The sequence below is a fragment of the Deltaproteobacteria bacterium genome (assembly GCA_016223005.1).
Classification (GTDB): Bacteria; Desulfobacterota; GWC2-55-46; order UBA9637; family GWC2-42-11; genus JACRPW01.
Window position 1 is genome coordinate 1 of the sequence record JACRPW010000054.1, and the last position, 19,622, is coordinate 19,622.

At 40.2% G+C, this 19,622-nt stretch carries 18 protein-coding genes, 1 tRNA gene and 1 pseudogene; 10 read left to right on the plus strand and 10 right to left on the minus strand.

The genetic code is table 11. The features are described from left to right. Both HZC45_06140 and HZC45_06145 read right to left on the minus strand, forming a co-directional pair. The coding region (locus HZC45_06140) for a fructose-6-phosphate aldolase (protein ID MBI5682729.1) at positions 1 to 152 on the minus strand (152 nt) is incomplete at its 3' end. A 188-nt stretch (positions 153 to 340) separates the two neighbouring features. Further along, complete coding sequence (locus tag HZC45_06145; protein MBI5682730.1) at positions 341 to 1,675, minus strand: GTPase; 1,335 nt, start codon at positions 1,673 to 1,675, stop codon at positions 341 to 343. Positions 1,676 to 2,199: 524 nt separating this feature from the next. Here HZC45_06145 and HZC45_06150 point away from each other — a divergent pair. The 10 genes and pseudogenes from HZC45_06150 (at position 2,200) to HZC45_06195 (ending at position 13,394) form a co-directional block, all read left to right on the plus strand. After that, entirely contained in the window at positions 2,200 to 4,035 is a 1,836-nt protein-coding gene (locus HZC45_06150; GenBank protein ID MBI5682731.1) for a cytochrome ubiquinol oxidase subunit I, read from the plus strand. Between the two features lie 49 nt (positions 4,036 to 4,084). Continuing rightward, complete coding sequence (locus HZC45_06155) at positions 4,085 to 4,915, plus strand: cytochrome c (GenBank protein ID MBI5682732.1); 831 nt, start codon at positions 4,085 to 4,087, stop codon at positions 4,913 to 4,915. Positions 4,916 to 5,066: 151 nt separating this feature from the next. Continuing rightward, a complete protein-coding gene (locus tag HZC45_06160) occupies positions 5,067 to 5,834 on the plus strand; it encodes a cytochrome c (protein MBI5682733.1) in 768 nt (255 codons plus the stop codon). A 109-nt stretch (positions 5,835 to 5,943) separates the two neighbouring features. Continuing rightward, positions 5,944 to 7,455 (plus strand): c-type cytochrome, encoded by a 1,512-nt coding sequence (locus tag HZC45_06165; protein ID MBI5682734.1) that lies wholly within the window; start codon positions 5,944 to 5,946, stop codon positions 7,453 to 7,455. Between the two features lie 144 nt (positions 7,456 to 7,599). Continuing rightward, entirely contained in the window at positions 7,600 to 8,070 is a 471-nt protein-coding gene (locus HZC45_06170; protein MBI5682735.1) for a tetratricopeptide repeat protein, read from the plus strand. A gap of 145 nt (positions 8,071 to 8,215) precedes the next feature. Then, positions 8,216 to 9,391 carry a cytochrome b N-terminal domain-containing protein gene (locus HZC45_06175; protein MBI5682736.1) on the plus strand — a complete coding sequence of 392 codons (1,176 nt, stop codon included), beginning with the start codon at positions 8,216 to 8,218 and terminating at the stop codon, positions 9,389 to 9,391. 1 nt (position 9,392) lies between these two features. Continuing rightward, the gene (locus tag HZC45_06180) at positions 9,393 to 10,007 is read left to right on the plus strand and encodes a hypothetical protein (GenBank protein MBI5682737.1); all 615 of its coding nucleotides are present in this window, start codon (positions 9,393 to 9,395) and stop codon (positions 10,005 to 10,007) included. 39 nt (positions 10,008 to 10,046) lie between these two features. Then, positions 10,047 to 11,079 (plus strand): annotated as a pseudogene (locus HZC45_06185) (methionine adenosyltransferase). A 128-nt stretch (positions 11,080 to 11,207) separates the two neighbouring features. Continuing rightward, a complete protein-coding gene (locus HZC45_06190; GenBank protein ID MBI5682738.1) occupies positions 11,208 to 12,464 on the plus strand; it encodes an adenosylhomocysteinase in 1,257 nt (418 codons plus the stop codon). A 117-nt stretch (positions 12,465 to 12,581) separates the two neighbouring features. Further along, complete coding sequence (locus tag HZC45_06195; protein ID MBI5682739.1) at positions 12,582 to 13,394, plus strand: RNA polymerase factor sigma-32; 813 nt, start codon at positions 12,582 to 12,584, stop codon at positions 13,392 to 13,394. A gap of 11 nt (positions 13,395 to 13,405) precedes the next feature. Here HZC45_06195 and HZC45_06200 read toward each other — a convergent pair. The 8 genes from HZC45_06200 to dnaJ form a co-directional block, all read right to left on the minus strand. Next, positions 13,406 to 13,481, minus strand: a tRNA-Ala gene (locus HZC45_06200). Positions 13,482 to 13,559: 78 nt separating this feature from the next. After that, positions 13,560 to 13,922 carry a response regulator gene (locus HZC45_06205; protein ID MBI5682740.1) on the minus strand — a complete coding sequence of 121 codons (363 nt, stop codon included), beginning with the start codon at positions 13,920 to 13,922 and terminating at the stop codon, positions 13,560 to 13,562. After that, on the minus strand, positions 13,919 to 15,124 hold the full coding sequence (locus tag HZC45_06210) for a GAF domain-containing protein (protein MBI5682741.1): 1,206 nt from the start codon (positions 15,122 to 15,124) through the stop codon (positions 13,919 to 13,921). The genes HZC45_06205 and HZC45_06210 overlap by 4 nt, the downstream gene beginning before the upstream one ends. An 84-nt stretch (positions 15,125 to 15,208) precedes the next feature. Continuing rightward, positions 15,209 to 16,207, minus strand: coding sequence for a galactose-1-phosphate uridylyltransferase (galT, locus tag HZC45_06215; protein MBI5682742.1), 999 nt, complete (start codon positions 16,205 to 16,207; stop codon positions 15,209 to 15,211). A gap of 81 nt (positions 16,208 to 16,288) precedes the next feature. Then, the gene (dksA, locus tag HZC45_06220; GenBank protein ID MBI5682743.1) at positions 16,289 to 16,657 is read right to left on the minus strand and encodes an RNA polymerase-binding protein DksA; all 369 of its coding nucleotides are present in this window, start codon (positions 16,655 to 16,657) and stop codon (positions 16,289 to 16,291) included. Between the two features lie 16 nt (positions 16,658 to 16,673). After that, positions 16,674 to 17,189 carry a cyclic pyranopterin monophosphate synthase MoaC gene (moaC, locus tag HZC45_06225; GenBank protein ID MBI5682744.1) on the minus strand — a complete coding sequence of 172 codons (516 nt, stop codon included), beginning with the start codon at positions 17,187 to 17,189 and terminating at the stop codon, positions 16,674 to 16,676. Positions 17,190 to 17,297: 108 nt separating this feature from the next. Next, on the minus strand, positions 17,298 to 18,518 hold the full coding sequence (locus tag HZC45_06230) for an ABC transporter substrate-binding protein (protein ID MBI5682745.1): 1,221 nt from the start codon (positions 18,516 to 18,518) through the stop codon (positions 17,298 to 17,300). Then, entirely contained in the window at positions 18,519 to 19,622 is a 1,104-nt protein-coding gene (gene dnaJ, locus HZC45_06235) for a molecular chaperone DnaJ (GenBank protein ID MBI5682746.1), read from the minus strand.

Sequence of the window (19,622 nt, forward strand, 5' to 3'; positions counted from 1 at the left end):
TCAACAACCGCACATATCTCTTTTATAAGGCTTAAAAAATCCCGTCCCTCTTTTGAGACAAGTGATGGATTTGTTGTTACACCATCCACAAGCCCCCATTCTTTAGCCTTTTTGATTTCATTAAGATTTGCTGTATCAATAAAAAATTTCATATCTAGCCCCCATTATGTTTTTTTTTTTTTTTTTATCGTCATAACTTCGCATACCTGCCTCAAATCCCGCTTTGGCAGAATTTGAGTCCTCGGTTCATCGTTGCGGCGTATGCTAAAAATACGCCTCACTCTTCACCTTCGTCGTTCCTTGGTCTCTCTTTGTTCTGACGCTCTGTATGCGGCTTTATTTATGTTGTTGTGTATAAAAATCCTTTTACAATATCCTTGATGGCAACCCCCTCGCCCATATCTTCAATCGCATACCTTACCCTTATACATGGTTTATTTATTTTTACAAGTTTTTTTAAGTCTATCGGAGTCGCTGCCAGAATAATATCACAGGGAACTCTATTTATTGTCTCTTCAAGTTCATGTATCTGGCTTGGGCTATATCCCATTGCAGGAACAAGGTTCTGAAGATGTGGATATGTCAGATAAATCTCTTTTATTGTTCCGACTGCGTAAGGTATCGGGTCAACTATTTGTGCGGCAAGAAATCTTTTTGCCGCAATGATACCTGCGCCATAACCCATTCCGCCATGGGTAAGGGTTGGACCATCTTCCACCACTAAAACCCTTTTACCCTTAACCGCCTCTTCATCATCAACAGTTATCCGTGAGGCAGTATATACAACCCTTGCACAAGGATTTATATGTTTTATATTTTTAAGGATAAGAGCCACATCCTCTTTTTCTGCACTGTCCATCTTATTTATGACAAAGACATCTGCCCTTCTGAAATTTACCTCTCCTGGATAGTATTTGAGTTCATGTCCTGCCCTGTGCGGGTCTAAAACCACAATCTCCAAGTCAGGCTTGATAAAAGGTGTATCGTTGTTCCCGCCGTCCCATACGATTATGTCAGTTTCTTTTTCAGCCTCTTTTAAAACTGCCTCATAATCAACACCTGCATATACATTTATACCTGCCTCAATAAGCGGTTCAAATTCCTCCATCTCCTCAATTGTACACTCAGAACCTTTAATATCTTCCGATGATTCAAATCTCTGGACATTTTGTTTCAACAAGTATCTGTATGGCATTGGATGGCGGACAGCGGCAGGTGTTTTGCCGAGTTCTTTTAATATAGTGCAAATCTTTTTTGACACACCGCTCTTACCGCACCCTGTCCTTACAGCACACACAGAGATTACAGGGAGTCTTGATTTAAGCATTGTTTTATCATTTCCAATAAGCACAAAATCTGCATAAAGACTATTTACAAGACTTGCCTTGTGCATTACATATTCATGCGAGACATCGCTGTATGAAAAAACAACTGCATCTATACTGTGTGCCTTTATAAGTTCAGGGAGTTTTTCTTCAGGATAGATTGGAATGCCGTGAGGATACAAACTGCCTGCAAGTTCTCTAGGATAGGTTCTTTTCTGGATAAAGGGAATCTGCGTTGCGGTAAATGCAACTACATTATAGGCATGGTTATCCTTGTAAAGGATATTAAAATTATGGAAATCCCTCCCTGCAGCGCCCATTATGATAATGTGTTTTTTTTGTTTTATCATCTATGCCAGCAGACGAGCGATTATCCTTCGCTGATTTTGGGTGTTATGCCTCAAAAATCATAAATAGCAGCGTTAAAAAATTTTATCTTGACAATGTTTTTTTTACCTGATATGAGAGATTCCCGTTAATTTTAATTTGAAAGATAAAAAATGAGTATTGCTATTATCACCACCAGATTTACAGCAACTCCTATTACTATCAGGATATCAACCATATTTTCTTTTCTAAACTTCATAAATAATTTTGTTACACATATTTTAAATATTGTCAATAGAAGAGGATAAAATGCAGGAAAAGGAACAAACAGGTAAAGCAGGGCCGGCACTCTTTGTAACAGTCTTTATCTTGATAATAATATTTTTTGTCTGGTTCTTGAAATAGGGGGTTTTTATGAAGTCAATCCTTACCTTTGCTGTTTTTCTTGCAGCAAGTCTTGTATATTTCCTGCTTCTTGACATAGGGCTTATGAAGATGCAGGGGTTAAAATTCTTTTTCCACCATTAAAATTTAAGGAGTTTGTAAAATGAACCTTTTGATGAAGACCGCCTTAAGTTTGTTTGTTATCCTATCTTTTGTATTAGTAAGTCAGGTATTTAAGTCCTCTGTCCTGGGTCGTCAGTCCGGAGTATTTGCAGAAGAGACAAAACAGGATGGGGCTTCTCAAATACCTGCTATAGAAACACATGCAAAGAAAGACAAGGCAAAACCTTCATATCCACCTGCTCCAAAACTGCAGGAGTCTGACTATCCTAAAGTCAAGGGTTTTAATTCCAGAATTACTGTATGGCTTGTTGCACAACTCCACCTCTGGTTTGCGGCATTCGTGCTTGCAGTCCCTATATTCGTCTTAATCATTGAACTTATAGGTGTTGCAACAAAGGATGAAAGATACGACAAGATGGCTTATGAGTTTATAAAAATCAGCCTTACAGCATACTCAATTACCGCTGTGTTCGGCGGCATTCTCACAATTTCCATGATAGTATTCTATCCTGACTTTTTCAAATATATGGCAGGTCTCTTTGGTTCAACAATGCTTGCCTACGCATTCCTGTTCTTAGCCGAGAGCGCCTCATGGTATATATACTACTACGGCTGGAACTGGCTCAAATATGGGTTTAAGAAATGGGTGCATCTGACAATTGGTCTTATACTGAATGCGGTTGGAACAGTCCTTATGTTCCTTGCAAATTCATGGGTTACATTCATGATGAGCCCGGGCGGGGTTGATGCAGCAGGCTCATTTCAGGGGAATACATGGGCAGTTGTCCATAACTTCCTCTGGAACCCGGTAAACCTCCACAGGTTTGTTGCCAATGTTGCATACGGCGGCTCTGTAGTGGGCGCTTATGCGGCATACAGATTCTTAAGCGCCCAGACAAAAGAGGAAAAGGCACATTATGACTGGATGGGATATACTGCGAACTTTATAGCCATTGCAGCCCTCCTGCCTCTTCCATTTGCAGGTTACTGGCTTACAGCAGAGATATACGCATACAGCCAGCAGATGGGCATTACGCTTATGGGCGGTGTATTTGCATGGCTCTTTATCATACAGGCAGTCCTTATCGGAGCCCTTTTCCTTTCAGCAAATTATTACCTCTGGTGCGGTATGGGCAGGAGTGAAGGCGCTATCAGGTATAATAAATACATCAAATACATAGCATTTGTAATTATTGCATGCTTCCTTGTCTGGTTCACGCCTCACACCCTTGTTATGACACAGGGTGAATTGAAGGCGCTTGGAGGTCCGTATCATAAGTATCTTGGTCCCATCGGCATTATGCCTGCAAAAAATACTGCAGTAAATATTATGATACTCTTTACATTCTTAAGTTTCCTCCTTTACAGAAGGGCAAATAAGGTTGCAACTGTTTCATGGGCAAAATATGGGAATATTGCGCAGGTAGCAATATTTGCAGGCGCAATAATCAACATAGCGCTTCTTGGTGTGTATCACGGTTATTTTACAGATACGGCAACAAAGGTAGGTTCATCTATTCCACAGGTAGCCTCAACACTCTCTGTTATCATACTTTGCATTATTATAGATGTCCTTATGTTTAAAGGTGCAAAGGATGTTGCACCCTTGAAGTGGGGCAATGTCCCTGACAGGAGCCAGTATGCCTTGTTTCTCTTGGCAGTTTCTTTTACATGGCTTATGGGACTCATGGGATATATTAGAAGCGGCATAAGACAGCACTGGCATATCTATACTATTATGAGGGATAATTCTCCAAATGCATTTACCCTGACAATAGGCTATGCCGCCCAGATAGTTTCTATAGGCGTTATCATATTTATGGCAATAGTTATATTTATATTCTGGCTTAACCAAATTTCCAGCAAAAAGGCATAATTGAAATCTCTAAACCCTAATATCTAATTTCTAAGAAGGGGTCGTAAACATGAAAACATTTTTGAAGGTTGTTGCGTTCAGCGTTATTGTCATACTTTTTTATGCATTCTATGCCAGTTATGGCATACCTCAGGTAAAACCAGAGGCACCGCCTGTGGAAGAGAAACTGGATTTAGGCAGTATGACAATGGACCAGTTTACAGCACTTGGTGAAAAGATATTTAACGGCAAAGGGACATGCACACTTTGTCACAACCCTGTTGGTGGTCGGGCACCTCTTCTTGATTCAGTTACATCAGTTGCAAATGACAGATTAAAAGATGCCAGATATAAAGGCAAGGCAAAGACATCTGAGGAATATGTAAGGGAGTCAATGATAGAGCCGTCTGCATTTGTTGTTGTCGGTTTTGGTGTAAAGGGGACAAGTGATACACAGAGCCCAATGCCAAATGTTGCAACAGGCGCTATAGGCTTAAATGAGGCAGAGGTAAGTGCAGTAATAGCCTATTTACAGAAGAAGGCAGGGCAGGAGGTTACTGTTAAGATACCTACAGGTACACCTGCTGCTGAAGAAAAGGCAGGGGAGGCAGCATCTGTATCACCATCAAAAACACCTAATGAACTGGTTGTAAAACTTGGCTGCGGGGCGTGCCATAAGATTGCAGGACAGCCCGGTGTTCTGGGTCCTGATTTAACAAAGATAGGCGCAGCAAGGAAAGAAGATTATTTAAGAAGGTCTGTCCTTGATCCTGATGCAGATATTGCAAAGCAGTGTCCAACAGGACCATGTTTACCCGGTGTGATGCCAAAGGACTACAAAGACAAGATGACAGCAGGGGAATTTGAGATGTTAGTTAAATTTATGGTGAATTCAAAGTAGAAAGTTCACGCTGAAAAACGCCCATCTGCGTTGTCAGGACTGCGGATTTTCATCCTCACATACCTAAAAGTATGCTGCGGTGCAAATCCTTGTCCTTCCTAGCATCTGGGCAATTTTTGAGCGTGAACATCGTCAAATATAAGGAGTAAACATGAAAATACCAAGACTGCTTCTGGCGGTAATAACAATAGGAATCTTTTATGGTTTCTTTAAGATATTCTTCGGTGTGATATTAAAACAGCCGATCCCCTCCAGCCTTCTTACAATGTATATGTTCTTCACTGTAATTGGTGTTCTTATGGTTCTTTCGTTTACAGTAGAAGGTGCCAAAGAACTTATGTCGCCAATCAAAAACCTGCTTGAAAACCCCCAAAAGAAACTCATGCGGAATATAGTGTTTGGAATTATTACAGCCTTTGCAGGCTTCATAACATACCAGCAGGTTAAGCCGAGTTTTGAGGCGCCTCTGGAATTAAGGACAATCCACCCTGCACCGCCGTCAACTGTTTCTGCATATAATAAGAGTTATAATCTTTTAACCCTTGAAAACCCGTTCAGAAAATATAAGAAGGAAGACCCTGCAAAATTCAAGCAACTTGTATATGAAGGCGGAGAGGTATATTTCAAAAACTGTTTCTACTGCCATGGAGATAAACTTGACGGGAAGGGGCATTATGCTCATGGGTTCAATCCGCTCCCTGCAAATTTTATGGACGTGGGAACGATTGCACAATTGCAGGAATCGTATCTCTTCTGGAGGATTGCAACAGGTGGTCCCGGACTTCCAAAAGAGGCAGCGCCGTGGCTGTCATCAATGCCTGTATGGCAGAACTTTTTAACAGAAGAGGAGATATGGAAGGTAATACTCTTCCTTTATGACTATACGGGTTATGTGCCGAGGAGTTGGGAAAAACATTAAAGACAGGTGATAGGTGATAGGCAATGGGCGATAGGTAATGCCCTAAAACCCCTTATAGCCTATAGCCCATTGCCTAGTGCCTAATTAAGATTAGAGAGGATTATAGAAAATGAAAGTTAAAAATATTGCACTACTTATACTGTTTGCCCTTTTCATTTCCTCTGCCGCCTTTGCAGCAGGTGATAAAGAAAATGGCAAGAAGATATATGAAAAAAAGTGCATCTGGTGCCACGGCAAAGATGGTGCAGGCAATGGTCCTGCTGCTGCCTTCCTAAATCCGCCTCCAAGGGATTTTACATCAGGTCTTTATAAATTCAAAACAACACCGTTTGATGAAATCCTTCCAAATGATGAGGATATATTCAGGATGATTGCAGACGGTATGCCTGACAGTTCAATGCCGGGATGGAAGGATATACTCAAAGAAAAAGAGATGTGGGACATCATTGCATACATAAAAACATTTGCAGGACTTGAAGGGAAACCAGCAAAGCAGATAGATTTTTCAAAGCAGGTTAAATCCTCAAAGGAAAGTATTGAAAGGGGCAAGAAATTATTTATAGACAGATGTGCAGAGTGTCATGGCGAAGAGGGCAGGGGAGATGGAGGGAAGAAATTAAAGGATGACTGGGATGCAAGGACATGGCCCAGAAACCTTACAAAGCCGTGGTCATTCAGGGTTAATAATGACCCCAAAAATATATTTGCCCGAATTACAACAGGTATACCCGGGACACAGATGCCGTCATTTGCAGACCCTGCAAGTAAGAAAAAACTTTCAGATGAAGAGAGATGGGATGTAGCAAACTATGCTGCCTCTCTGGCAGATGCTTCAAAGACAATAAAAGAAGGCAGTACAGTTGTTAAGGCAAAAAGGGTATCAGGCAGTTTGCCTGAAAAGGCTGATGACCCAAAATGGCAGGAGGCAGAGCCAACTAACTTTTATCTTATCTCACAGATTATAGGTAAGGAGAGGTTTTTTATGCCTTCTAATAACAGTATAAGGACAAGGGCATTTTATAATGATAAAGAGATCGCAATACTTCTTGAATGGGATGACAGGACAAAAAGTATTCCTGGTGATGAAAAGGCATTAGAGGTATCTCTTGATGGACAGGTATTTGAAGACAGTGTTTCTGTCCAGTTCCCTGTTACAATACCAGAGGAGATGGAAAAGCCTTATTTTGGTATGGGTGATGCTTCAAAGCCTGTGAATATCTGGCAGTGGAAGAGTGAGAAAAAAGATGCGCAGCAGACTGTAAGGCTGTTAAATGCCACTGGTTTTGAAAAGATAGAGGCAAGGGATGCAGGCAAGGCTGGTTTAAAGGCACAAGGTGTATATAATAAAGGCACATGGCGTGTTGTGATGAAGAGGTCTCTTGCAGGAGGAGAAAAGGGTAGGGACATACAGTTTGTAGAAGGTAAATTTATCCCGCTTGCATTTGCTGTATGGGACGGCACAAATGGAGAAAAGGGTTCAAAACACACAATGACAACATGGTACTGGTTATTCCTTAAGCCAGAGGCAGGTATATATGTGTATGCAATGCCTGCGTTTGTTGCTTTTTTTGTGTTGGGTATATGCATACTACTTGCCAGAAGCAGCCGTAGAAAAGGGTAAAAATCTATGAGTGACCCCAAAAAATACCTTGACCTCAAATTTATAAAAATAGTATCATTATAGATAATCTGAGACCTTTGAAAAATGACGAATTTGCGAGTTTTTCAAAGGTCTCAATATGTAATTTCAGGGGGGAATTTAAATATGAAAAACATAAGCAGACTGATATTAGTATTTATAGTAACATTTGTATTTACAGATATTGCATATTCTGGGGATAAAAGGGTAGCAAGTCTTTCAAGGGAAGATGCACATAAAAAGGCAATCACACATCAGACAAGAGGCAATGCCTTTGAAGATGAAGGTAAATTCAATGATGCAATAACAGAATATAAAGAGTCTTTAAAATATAGCCCTGATGATGTTAATACACTTTTTAACCTTGGTGTGGTCTACTTAAAGGCAAATAAGGCTAATGAGGCTGTAACAGCATTTGAAAGGATTGTCAAACTTGCTCCAAAAGATACAGAGGCATACAATCTTTTAGGTATTGCTTACAAGGGAAGCGGTAATGAAATAGGTGCCAAAAAGGCATGGGAAAAATCCCTTGCAATAGACCCGAATCAGGCACAGGTGAAAAAGATGATGCAGGATAGTGTGCAGAGCCAGCAGTAAAATCAAAGTGTGTTTTAGTTAAATAAATTATCCCCATAGCCGGCCAACTGGTTATGGGTATTTTTTTGTAACATACAAAGCGTCATAACTGTGCATACCTAAGTTGCTCATCAGCGTTGTGTATAATAAAAAAGAAGGATAGATTATGTTAGACGACTTAAAACCAGAAAAAGTCAACTGGCGGCATTATTTTGGCGGTCTGTCATTTATAATGCTCATGCTCCAGTTGATAAGCGGCATCTTTCTTATATTCTTTTATGAGCCATCCCTAAGTGATGCCTATAAAACAATTCAAAAAATATCAAATAAGGTTTATGGCGGAGGGCTGCTCCGCAATCTCCACAGATGGATACCTGCTCTCTTATTTATTGTAGTAACAGTACATACAACAAGATGTTTTATCAGAAAGGACTTTTCAAACCAGCAGAAGCGGGTTTTATGGATGACGGGCGTTTTACTCCTACTCCCCATTTTTCTTCTTGTAGCCACAGGACTGATACTGCCGTGGGAATGGAAAGGCTATTGGTTTATGGAGATGGTTACGAACTACTTTGCAACTGTTCCAGTAATAGGCAGTGTGTTGAAAACATTTTTTATGGATACATACACCATCCCAAGATACTATGCGCTGCATATACTTGTATTTCCGCTGATTACATTTATCCTTGTTGATTATCATCTGCTTGCCAAGTTAAGAAAAAGAGGGATATTCAAATATCTTTTGAGACATATAATAATTGTCATTCCATTCCTGCTCATTTTGTTTTATCTTGCCATAACAATACAGATTCCCTCAAATGACCCAATAGATGTGCCGCTGCCGCTGGAGGGGGCTGGCATTATTGCGCCCGAATGGTATTTTCTGATAATGCTCCTCCCATTTATGTATATCAAAAGCAGTTTCTGGCTCTTTATCATTGCCATATTTGCGCCGCTCGTTGTGCTTTTTGCTATTGCATTTATGCCGTATTATTTAAAGGGTAAGGAAGAAGATAACGAAGAAGAATCAAATAAAGAGAAGCACCCTCATCACAGGGCAACAGGTATAAGACTTTTGTGGCATAAAATTATGAGGGATAGTTATTGGAAAAAGATTGCAGCAGGTGTTGTTGTTACTGTGATAACATTTATAGTTATTGGTTTGCTTTATCTTGGGAGTTGGAATTCCCCGACACTTGGCTGTAATTCCTGCCATAATATATCAAAGGGTCAGAGAATCGGCATACCTCCTGATTTTTTTAAAGACCGCTCAAAACTCCCGCTGTTAGATGATAATGAATGGATGCTCAGGCATTGGTATTATCCAAACGAGGTTTGGTAGTATGGCAAAACATAAGGTTATATTTGCAGCAGCGTTTGCTGTCATTGTTTTTGTTGGCTCGTATCTGTTTTTTTTAGAAGATGATAAGAAGGGTGTAGTTGTTTTTGTTGAGGCATATATAAATGCAGTAAAAAATGAGGATTTTAAAACTGCTTATAATCTGAATGCTGCATCTCAAAAGAGGAGTTTATTTGTGCTTAAAGGCACTGACTCAAATAAAGATGAGATACTAAAACAGATATACGAGGAGCAGAAGACAATATTTGTTTCTGTTCAAAACAGGTTTGTTCCCAATGCACTCTGGACAGAAAAGGCGCTTTTTATCAAAGGTATGAAATACAAGATAAATAAGGTTACAATGGGACTTGATGTTGATAACCCCACTGCATTTTATAGAAAACGGATAAATGCTGCTGCTGACATAGAGGCTGAATATAATAACAAAGAGACTGCACCTGTTTTTGAGGGCGGCAGTATTAAAAAAACAGACATGATTGTAAAGATGGTGCATAGTAAGAATATTGGTAAGACACTGAAATCTATGAGCGGTATTGAAGATGATAAGTGGCTTTTTAAAGGTGTTGCAATAAAATATGGTAGTATTGTATATTGGTAAAACTTCTTCTCAAACAATAAAATAGGAGGGTAATAGATTATGGGACTAAAAGATTTTTTGTTTACATCAGAATCAGTTACAGAAGGGCACCCTGACAAGGTTGCCGACCAGATTTCTGATTCAGTGCTTGATGCCTTATTAAAAGAAGACCCAAAAAGCAGGGTTGCATGCGAAACCCTTGTTACAACAGGACTTGCGCTTATAGCAGGCGAGATAACAACAACTGCAAGGGTTGACTATCCACAGGTAGTCAGGAATACAATACGGGAGATAGGTTATACAGATGCAGGAGCAGGTTTTGATGCAGACACCTGCGCTGTCATGGTAACACTTGACAGACAGTCCCCTGATATCTCAATGGGTGTTGATGCTGGTGAGAGTAAAGAGCAGGGCGCAGGGGACCAGGGGCTTATGTTTGGTTACGCCTGCAACCACACACCTGAACTTATGCCTATGCCAATACTCTATGCCCATAAACTTACTCATCGTCTTGCAGAGACTAGAAAGAAGGGGATATTAAAATTTCTAAGACCTGACGGTAAGTCTCAGGTTACAATACAGTATGAAAATAACAGACCAAAGATGGTTGATACAGTTGTTATCTCAACCCAGCATACACCGGATGTGGACAATAAGACGATAAGAGAGGCTGTTATAGAAGAGGTCATAAAAAAGGTCATCTCATCAGAGTTTATTGATAAAAATACAAAATATCACATAAACCCTACAGGGAGGTTTGTTGTCGGTGGTCCACAGGGCGACTGCGGTCTGACAGGCAGAAAAATCATTGTTGACACAGTGTGAGGTGCAGGTGGCATATGCAATAGGTGTTGCAGAGCCTGTCTCAATGATGGTTGATACATTTGGTACGGAAAAGGTTGACCCTCAAAAGATAGTAAAGGCTGTGCGGGAAAACTTCAAAATGAAGCCGGCAGATATTATAAAGACGCTTGATTTATTAAGACCGATATACAGAAAGACCGCTGCATACGGACACTTTGGCAGAAATGAACCTGAGTTTACATGGGAAAGGACAGATAAGGCAGAGGCATTGAAAAATAGTGTAAAATGAAAAAATAAAAAATAAAAATTACAAATTAAAATATAAAAATAAAGCACCTTCCTGCCTGTCCCGTCTGGACGGCAGACAGGAATTTTGACTTTTGATTTTTAACTTTTAAATTTATTCTGGGAGGCTTAATGAATCATCATGTAAAAGACATTAGTTTGGCAAAGAAAGGTAAACTGCGGATTGAATGGGCTGAAAAGGACATGCCGGTTTTGAGGCTCATAAAAAAGAGGTTTGAAAAGGAAAAGCCGTTAAAAGGCGTAAGGCTTGGGACTTGCCTTCATGTTACAACAGAGACTGCAAACCTTGCAATTACATTAAAGGCAGGCGGCGCTGATGTTTATCTGTGCGCATCAAACCCGCTTTCAACGCAGGATGATGTTGCAGCATCGCTTGTCAAGGATTTTAATATACCCACATTTGCAATAAAGGGCGAGGACAATAAGACATACTACAGCCATATAAATGCAGTCCTTGATAAAAAGCCGAATATCACAATGGATGACGGCGCTGATTTGGTTGCAGCAATCCACGGCGAGAGAAAGGATTTAATAAAAAATATTTTAGGCTCTACAGAGGAAACAACAACAGGCGTGATAAGATTAAAAAGCATGGCAGCCAACAAGGTCTTGATGTTCCCTGTCATTGCAGTGAATGATGCACAGACAAAGCACTTTTTTGACAACAGATACGGCACAGGACAGTCAACAATAGACGGCATTATAAGGGCTACAAATAAACTCCTTGCAGGCTCAGTATTTGTTATATGCGGCTACGGCTGGTGCGGCAAAGGTCTTGCAATGCGCGCAAAAGGCATGGGCGCTGATGTTGTTGTTACAGAGATAGACCCGATAAAAGGCATAGAGGCTGTAATGGACGGCTTCAGGGTAATGCCTGTTGCTGATGCGGCAAAGATAGGAGATGTATTCTGCACAGTAACAGGAAATTTGAATGTAATAAGAAAAGAGCATTTTAAGAATATGAAAGACGGCGCAATAGTCTCAAATTCAGGGCATTTCAATGTTGAACTTGATATTGACGGCTTAAAATCAATAAGCAAGGGAAGAAGGATTGTCAGGGATTTTGTTGAAGAGTATCGTCTGAAAAATGGCAAGAGGGTATTTCTGCTTGCTGACGGAAGGCTTGTAAACCTTGCATCAGCAGAGGGTCATCCGCCGAGTGTTATGGACATGAGTTTTGCAAATCAGGCGCTTGCAGCAGAATACCTTGTTAAAAATTACAAGAAACTTGATAAAAAGGTCTATGTTGTGCCGCAGAATATAGACAAAGAGATCGCAAGGCTGAAACTCGCATCAATGGGGCAAAAGATAGATGTATTGACTTCAGAACAGAAAAAATACCTCGCATCATGGGAAATGGGGACATAGAATATATATCAAAGATAAAAGATTAAAAATCAAAATGATAAATTAAAATTTAAAAATATAAAATACCTTAACTTTGACTTTTGCTATTTGATTTTTGAATTTATAGGTGGTTTTGATATGTCTTTACTGGTATTATCTAATTCGCTGCAGTCTTATATCGTTCAGATAAACAGATTCCCTCTGCTTTCAAAGGACGAGGAATTTGAACTCGCTGTCAGGTTAAATCAATACAATGACCTTGATGCAGCGCATAAACTTATAACAGCAAACCTGAGGTTTGTTGTAAAGGTTGCGATGGAATACAGGAACTATGGCTGCAGGCTTGCTGACATTGTTCAAGAAGGCAACATAGGTCTTATGAAGGCTGTAAAGAGGTTTGACTATCATAAAGGTATCAGGCTTATTACATATGCTGTCTGGTGGATAAGGGCGCAGATACAGGCATTCATCCTGAAATCATGGAGTCTGGTCAGCCGCAATGCAAAGGAGTTGAAGAGGAAATTGTTTTATAGATTTACAGAAAGCAGAAATAAAATTATAGAATTGGATAATAGTAATAAGTCATTTGACAGCATGTATGCAAAGCTGAATAAAGACCTTTCTCTTGATGAATATATAGGTGATGATGCGATAACCCACATTGATATGCTTCGTGATAATTCTCCAAATCAGGAAGAGGTATTACTGGCATTAGAGGAGGGCAGGATAAATAAAGAACAAACAGAATATGCTATGGCGGTCTTGAATGAAAAAGAGAGGTTTGTGATAGAAAACAGGATTATGTCTGATATACCCCTTACGCTTCAGGAGATTGGTGATAAACTTGGTATAACACGGGAAAGGGTGCGACAGATAGAGGAGTTTGCTTTAAAGAAATTAAGGAAAAAATTACAGCAGAAATCTCTGCCTGTAGTAAGTCATGGAATTTGATTAAAAAGATATGGTGGAGGGTAGGGGGATCGAACCCCTGACCTTCGCATTGCGAACGCGACGCTCTCCCAACTGAGCTAACCCCCCATCACGAACTTCCTCTAATTGTAAATCAGACTGGCTCCCACAAACCCTGTTCCGCCTGTTAAGAGTATCATCTTGTTATTAGCCTATATTATGGAGTATGCCCTTGACTACTTCCTTTAGTTCCCGCATGTCTGGTGATTTTACTATGTATGCGTCTGATGCCCATGTTCCAAAATCCTGCTTGTAATGGTGATATGCTGTTGCAATTATTACAGGCACAGACTTCCACCTCTCTTTAATGTGTCTTAGAACCTCTATACCATCCATTCCGGGCATCTTTATATCCAGAATCACAAGATTATAATCATCCAGTTCCAGTTTTTTTAAAGCCTCCTCACCTGAGGAGGCAACCTGCACCTCAAGTCCTTCTTCTTCCAGTTCTTCTTTGTAAAGGAGTCTTATCCCTTCTTCATCATCAACAACAAGGACCTTTTTTTTCATATACCCCCCTTTTTTGATGCAGGAAGTTTAACTATAAATGTAACGCCCTTCCCTATGTTATTCGCAACATCAATCCTGCCCTTATGATTGGCAATTACATTATGGGCTATTGCAAGCCCGAGTCCTGTGCCCTCAGGTTTTGTTGTAAAAAATGGGTTGAATATATTGCCTATAATATCAGGTTCTATGCCGCCGCCTGTGTCAGATACCTCTACTGTTATCCATGGGGCGAGATAATAGGTTTTTAAGGTAAGTGTGCCGCCTTTTTTCATTGACTGTATAGCATTTGTAAAGAGATTGCTAAAAACCATACTTAATTGTTCTTTATCAACATTAACATCAGATATGCCACTTTTAAGGTCTTTGACAATCTTTATTTTGTTTCTGTTTAATTCATCCTCAAAAAATACAAGGCAGTCATTTAAGATACTGTTTATGTCCTCATCCATTGTTTCAAATGCCTTTTGTGTTGAAAAATGCAGGATTCCATCAAAGACCTTTTCAACCCGTTTTGATTCCTTCACTATCATGTCAACATAACCTTTTAACGGAGAATCCTTTGAAAACTGTTGGGAAAGCCTTTTCGCAAAACCACCTATAGACATAAGAGGATTTTTTATGCTGTGGGCAAGGGTTGCTGCCATTTCACCCAATGCAATAAGTTTTTCTGCATGGATAAGTTTTGTCTGCATAGACATCATCTGTGCATTTGTTGTCATAAGATGTGAGATGCACCTCTGCGTTTTAATCGTCATTGCCAGTTGAAGGGTTATCACCGAAAGCAGTTTTTTTCTTCTGGACGAAAGTATCTTTTTCTTCTTGTTTTTCAGGTAGAGTGTGCCGTAATTGTCTGTATCATCTTTTATAGGGCAGACTACAGCAGTTTCAAATCCCGTTAACCCGCTGTCAGAAAAGCCACGCCAACCTGTTTTTCTTGATGTATTTACCATCTGCGGATTATCTCCTTTTATGGCAAGCCATGGCGCCCCTTCCCCATCATGATATACTTGAACGATGCTGTCTTTATTGCCAGATATTGCAGAGAGGTTAAACACCCTCTTTTCCTCGTCAAATGTATATATCGCACACTGGTCAAAGGAAAAATACCGAGAGATTATTATGGCAACTGAATTAAGTTTTACATCAAGTGACTCAGATGAATCAGTGAGTTCTATTATCTCTTCAAGCAGTTCGTAGCCCATAGTTAAAAGACAGTCATAAGTCAGGAGGAAAGAAAAAATTATTCTTCAACTTCTGACTTTTGACTCCTGACTCCTGACTTTACTTTACACCTTCGCCTCTCTTAAAAATTTTGCAGCCTCTTCCGGTGGGGTAGGATTGATATAAAAACCTGAGCCCCATTCAAAGCCTGCAGTTTTTAATAAGGTTGGCATTATTTCAAAGTGCCAGTGGTAATGATGATTATCACCATTGCGGAGCGGAGATGTATGCAGAATGAAATTATAAGGAGGATTATTAAGCACCTTGTTCACCCTTTTCAGGACTTCTGAAAAAAGCCGTGCTAGATTTTCGTACTGATGTTTCTGTGCATTCTCAAAGTATGACTCATGTTTTTTGGGGAGTACCCATATCTCAAAAGGCGCCTTTGGTGCATAAGGTGTGATTGCTATAAAATCTTTATTTTCTACAACAATCCGTGTCCCCTGCATTATCTCCTGTCTTATGATATCGCAAAAGACACATCTTTCTTTATAGTTGTAATACTCAAGGGAGCCGTCAAGTTCCTCTAAAACCCTTTTGGGTATAATTGGCAAGGCTATTAGTTGTGAATGGGTATGCTCAAGTGTTGCACCTGCGGTTTCACCATGGTTTTTAAAGATAAGGACATATCTGAGTCTTGTATCCCTTTTTAAATCTATAATCCTGTCTCTGTATGCCCATAGAACATCCTCAAACTGCTTATCAGACATTGTGGCTAATGTATCATCATGGTCTTGGGATTCAATAATTACCTCATGGGCACCGATGCCGTTCATTTTGTCATAAACACCCTCTCCCTCTCTATTTAAGTCACCCTCTATCCGTAAGGCAGGATATTTGTTTGGGACAACCCGGAGTGTCCAGCCAGAACTGTTTGGTGCAGACTTATCAGGTCTGTATGCCATAACCTCCTTTGGAGTTTTATCTTCATTGCCGCTGCAAAATGGACAAAACCCGCCCTTTGGAGGGGGATACTGGACGATAAAATCTGCAGGTCTTTTCCCCCTCTCAGTGGATATAATTACCCACCTTCCAATAATCGGATCCTTGCGAAGTTCAGGCATCTTTTACCCCGTTAGAAAGCCTCGTGTGAGCCCTCCCGTTAGAAAGTCAAAGATTTTCTAACGGGGTTTACCCCACATAGTTTATAACTTTCGTCTTTCCTGTTCCTCTTCTTCTTTTTCTTTTTTGCATTCAATGCAGTATGTGGTAACAGGTCTTGCCTCAAGCCTTTTTTCTGAAATCTCACCACCGCATATTTCACAGACACCAAAAGCCCCGTTATCTATCCTTTCCAGGGCATCTTTAATCTTGGCAATCAACCTCCTTTCCCTGTCCTTTACCCTTAATAGGAAGTTCCTCTCAGTCTCATGGGATGCCCTGTCTGTAGGGTCTGCAAAGTGCTCCTCTTTGGAATCACTCATAGTTACAACAGTCTTGTCAGCCTCTGAAAGCAGTTCTTCCAAATTTTTATTTAATATTATCCTGAAATATTCCAATCTCTCTTTTTTCATGTGTTCCTCTTTTCCTTCAGCCTTCAGCAGCAAAAAGCATGCTTTTTGCCCTTAAGCCTTTTCTTACATATGTCCCGCTTCTGCCGCCGCTCTTCTTCAGCAATACTATATCAGATATTTTCATTCCTTTATCTGCTGCCTTACACATATCATATATTGTTAGTGCTGCAACTGTAACTGCTGTCAGTGCCTCCATTTCAACCCCTGTCTTACCTGATAATTTTACAGATGCAGTTATGTCTATCCTGTTTTTATCTTTTACGATATCAAAGGCAATATCAATAGATGTTAATGGCAAAGGATGACAAAGTGGTATTAGTTCATCTGTTTTTTTTGCAGCCAAGATCCCGGCAATCCTTGCCACACCAAGCACATCTCCCTTTTTCATTTCATTTGCAAGCACTTTTTTTAGGGTTTCTTTTTGCATATAAATACTTGCCGTGGCGACAGCCTCACGGGTGGTAGCGGGCTTATCTGTCACATCAACCATCTTTGCCTTGCCAGTTTTATCTATGTGAGTGAGTTTAGACATAAAAAATATATCAAATATCAAAATTAAAAAATCAAAATGACAAATTAAAATTTAAAAATATAAAAATAAATTTCCTTAATTTTGACTTTTGATATTTGATTTTTGATTTTAATTCAACTGCACTATCTCGCCATTTTTAATAGTTAATATAAATAACTCTTTTAATGCCTCCCCTTCTGCGTTAAAGGAGGTAGTGCCTGCAGCGCCTTTTAAATTGCTAATTTTACCCAGCCCTCTTTTAATATCTTCCCTTTTTAAATTTCCTTCCTTCAGGAGATTTAAAATTATGCTGGCTGCATCAAATGCCTCTGCCCCAAGTATCCCGGGCTGGATGCCGTATGTTTCGTAAAATCTATTGGTAAAGGTCTTTACCTCGTGCTGCTGACTATCCAGAAAAAAGCCGTCCACAAATACAGAATCCTCAACATATTTACCGCTCATTTCAATAAGTTTTTTGGAATTCCAGCCGTTAGAGCCGAGTAATTTTATGCCCTTTATATTAAAATATGCAAGATGCGATACAATCAGTGAGACTGTATCAAAATAATCAGGTATATACAAGGCATCAATTGAAACCGTTGGTTCAAAAGTCTTTATGGTCCGTCTCCCTTCCTTTTTTTCTGTTTCCTTAATCTTAAAGAGTTTTCTTATCTCGCGGCTAAAATCAGTTTGACCATCACTATACACTTCCTCTGTTAAAACATTCGCATTATGTATTTTAATCTCATCTTTAAACGGTGCTGCAAGTCCCCTGCCATAAGGGTTGTCAGGATATAAAATGGCAATCCGTTTAAGTTTTAGTGTATTTACAGCGTATCGGGCTATCAGCCTTGCCTGTAAAGACTGTGTCATAAAATTTCTAAACACATAATCCCCTATTTGAGGCAGTCCCTCTCTCTGTGAAAGTGTAATAATCGGAATCTTTAATTCCTGCGCCTTTTTTGCTGCCTCAAATGCAGTGATACTGATCAGCGGTCCAATTATTGCCGCAACCCCCTCATCTTCTGCCAATTCCCTGACTGCATTTGATGCTGCAACAGCATTATCCATAGAATCCTTTATTATTATCTCAATCCTGCTGTTCGGTATTTCTTTGGCATTTATCCTTTGCTCCGCACTTTTGAATATCTCTGCTGCAAGCAGAACCCCTTTTAATGCCTCTTCACCGAAATCTGCAAATCTCCCGCTTAAAGGAAGTATTACACCGATTGCATACCTATCTTTTTTAACTCCTTCCTGTGCATTGGCAAAAACAACCAAAGATGCAAGATGCAGGACGCAAAAAGCAACTAACACAGTAAATAAAAATCTGAAATTTGAAATTTTCATCTATCCAAAAATCTCTCTGACCTTATCAAAGAAGGTCTTGCTCATTGGGGTTGAGTCTTCTCCGCCTATCCTTGAAAACTCTTCCAGAAGTTCTTTCTGCCGTTGTGTCAACTTTGTTGGCACTTCAACATTTATGATGACATTCATATCACCCCTTCTCCCTGTGTGCAGGGATGCGATTCCCTTTCCTTTCAGACGAAATACCTTACCTGATTGTGTTCCAGTCGGAATCTTTAACTTAATCTTGCCTTCAAGGGACGGAACATCTATCTCTGTCCCAAGTGCAGCCTGATGAAATCTAATAGGCACATTGCAGATGATATCATCATTTTGGCGGGTGAATATAGGGTGAGGCTTGACATTGATTATAATATACAAATCACCGTGACTGCCTCCGTGCAATCCCGCCTCACCTTCACCTGAAAGACGAAGTTTTGTCCCTGTTTCAACACCTGCAGGTATCTTTATTGATAAGGAGTGATTGATTCTGATTCTGCCGCTTCCCCTGCATTCTATACACGGCTCTTTTATTATCATGCCCTCGCCTCTGCATGCAGAGCACGGTTTGGAAATGCTGAAAAACCCCTGCTGGAATCTTACCTGTCCCCTGCCGCCGCAGGTAGGGCATGCGGTAGGGCTGGTTCCTGGTTTTGCACCGATTCCGCTGCATACCCCGCACTTTGCCTGCCTTGGTATCTTTATCTTTTTTTCTGTGCCGAATGCTGCCTCTTCAAATGTAATTTCAATATCATATTTAAGGTCGCTGCCATTCTGTCCTCTTTGCCTCTTTTGTCTGCCAGCGCCAAAAAATCCGCCAAAGACATCACCAAAGATATCCTGAAAATCTACACCGAATCCAGCATCAGATACATCCCTGTATCCGCCTGCACCTGCAAAACCGAACCTGTCATAGTTTGCCCGTTTATCTCCATCCCGCAGGACTTCATATGCCTCATTGATTTCCTTAAACCTTTCTTCAGATTCTTTATTGCCATGGTTTTTATCAGGATGATACTGATGTGCGAGTCTGCGGAACGCCCTTTTTATATCCTCGTCAGTAGCGCTGCGGTCAAGCCCCAATATTTCGTAATAGTCCCTTTTCAT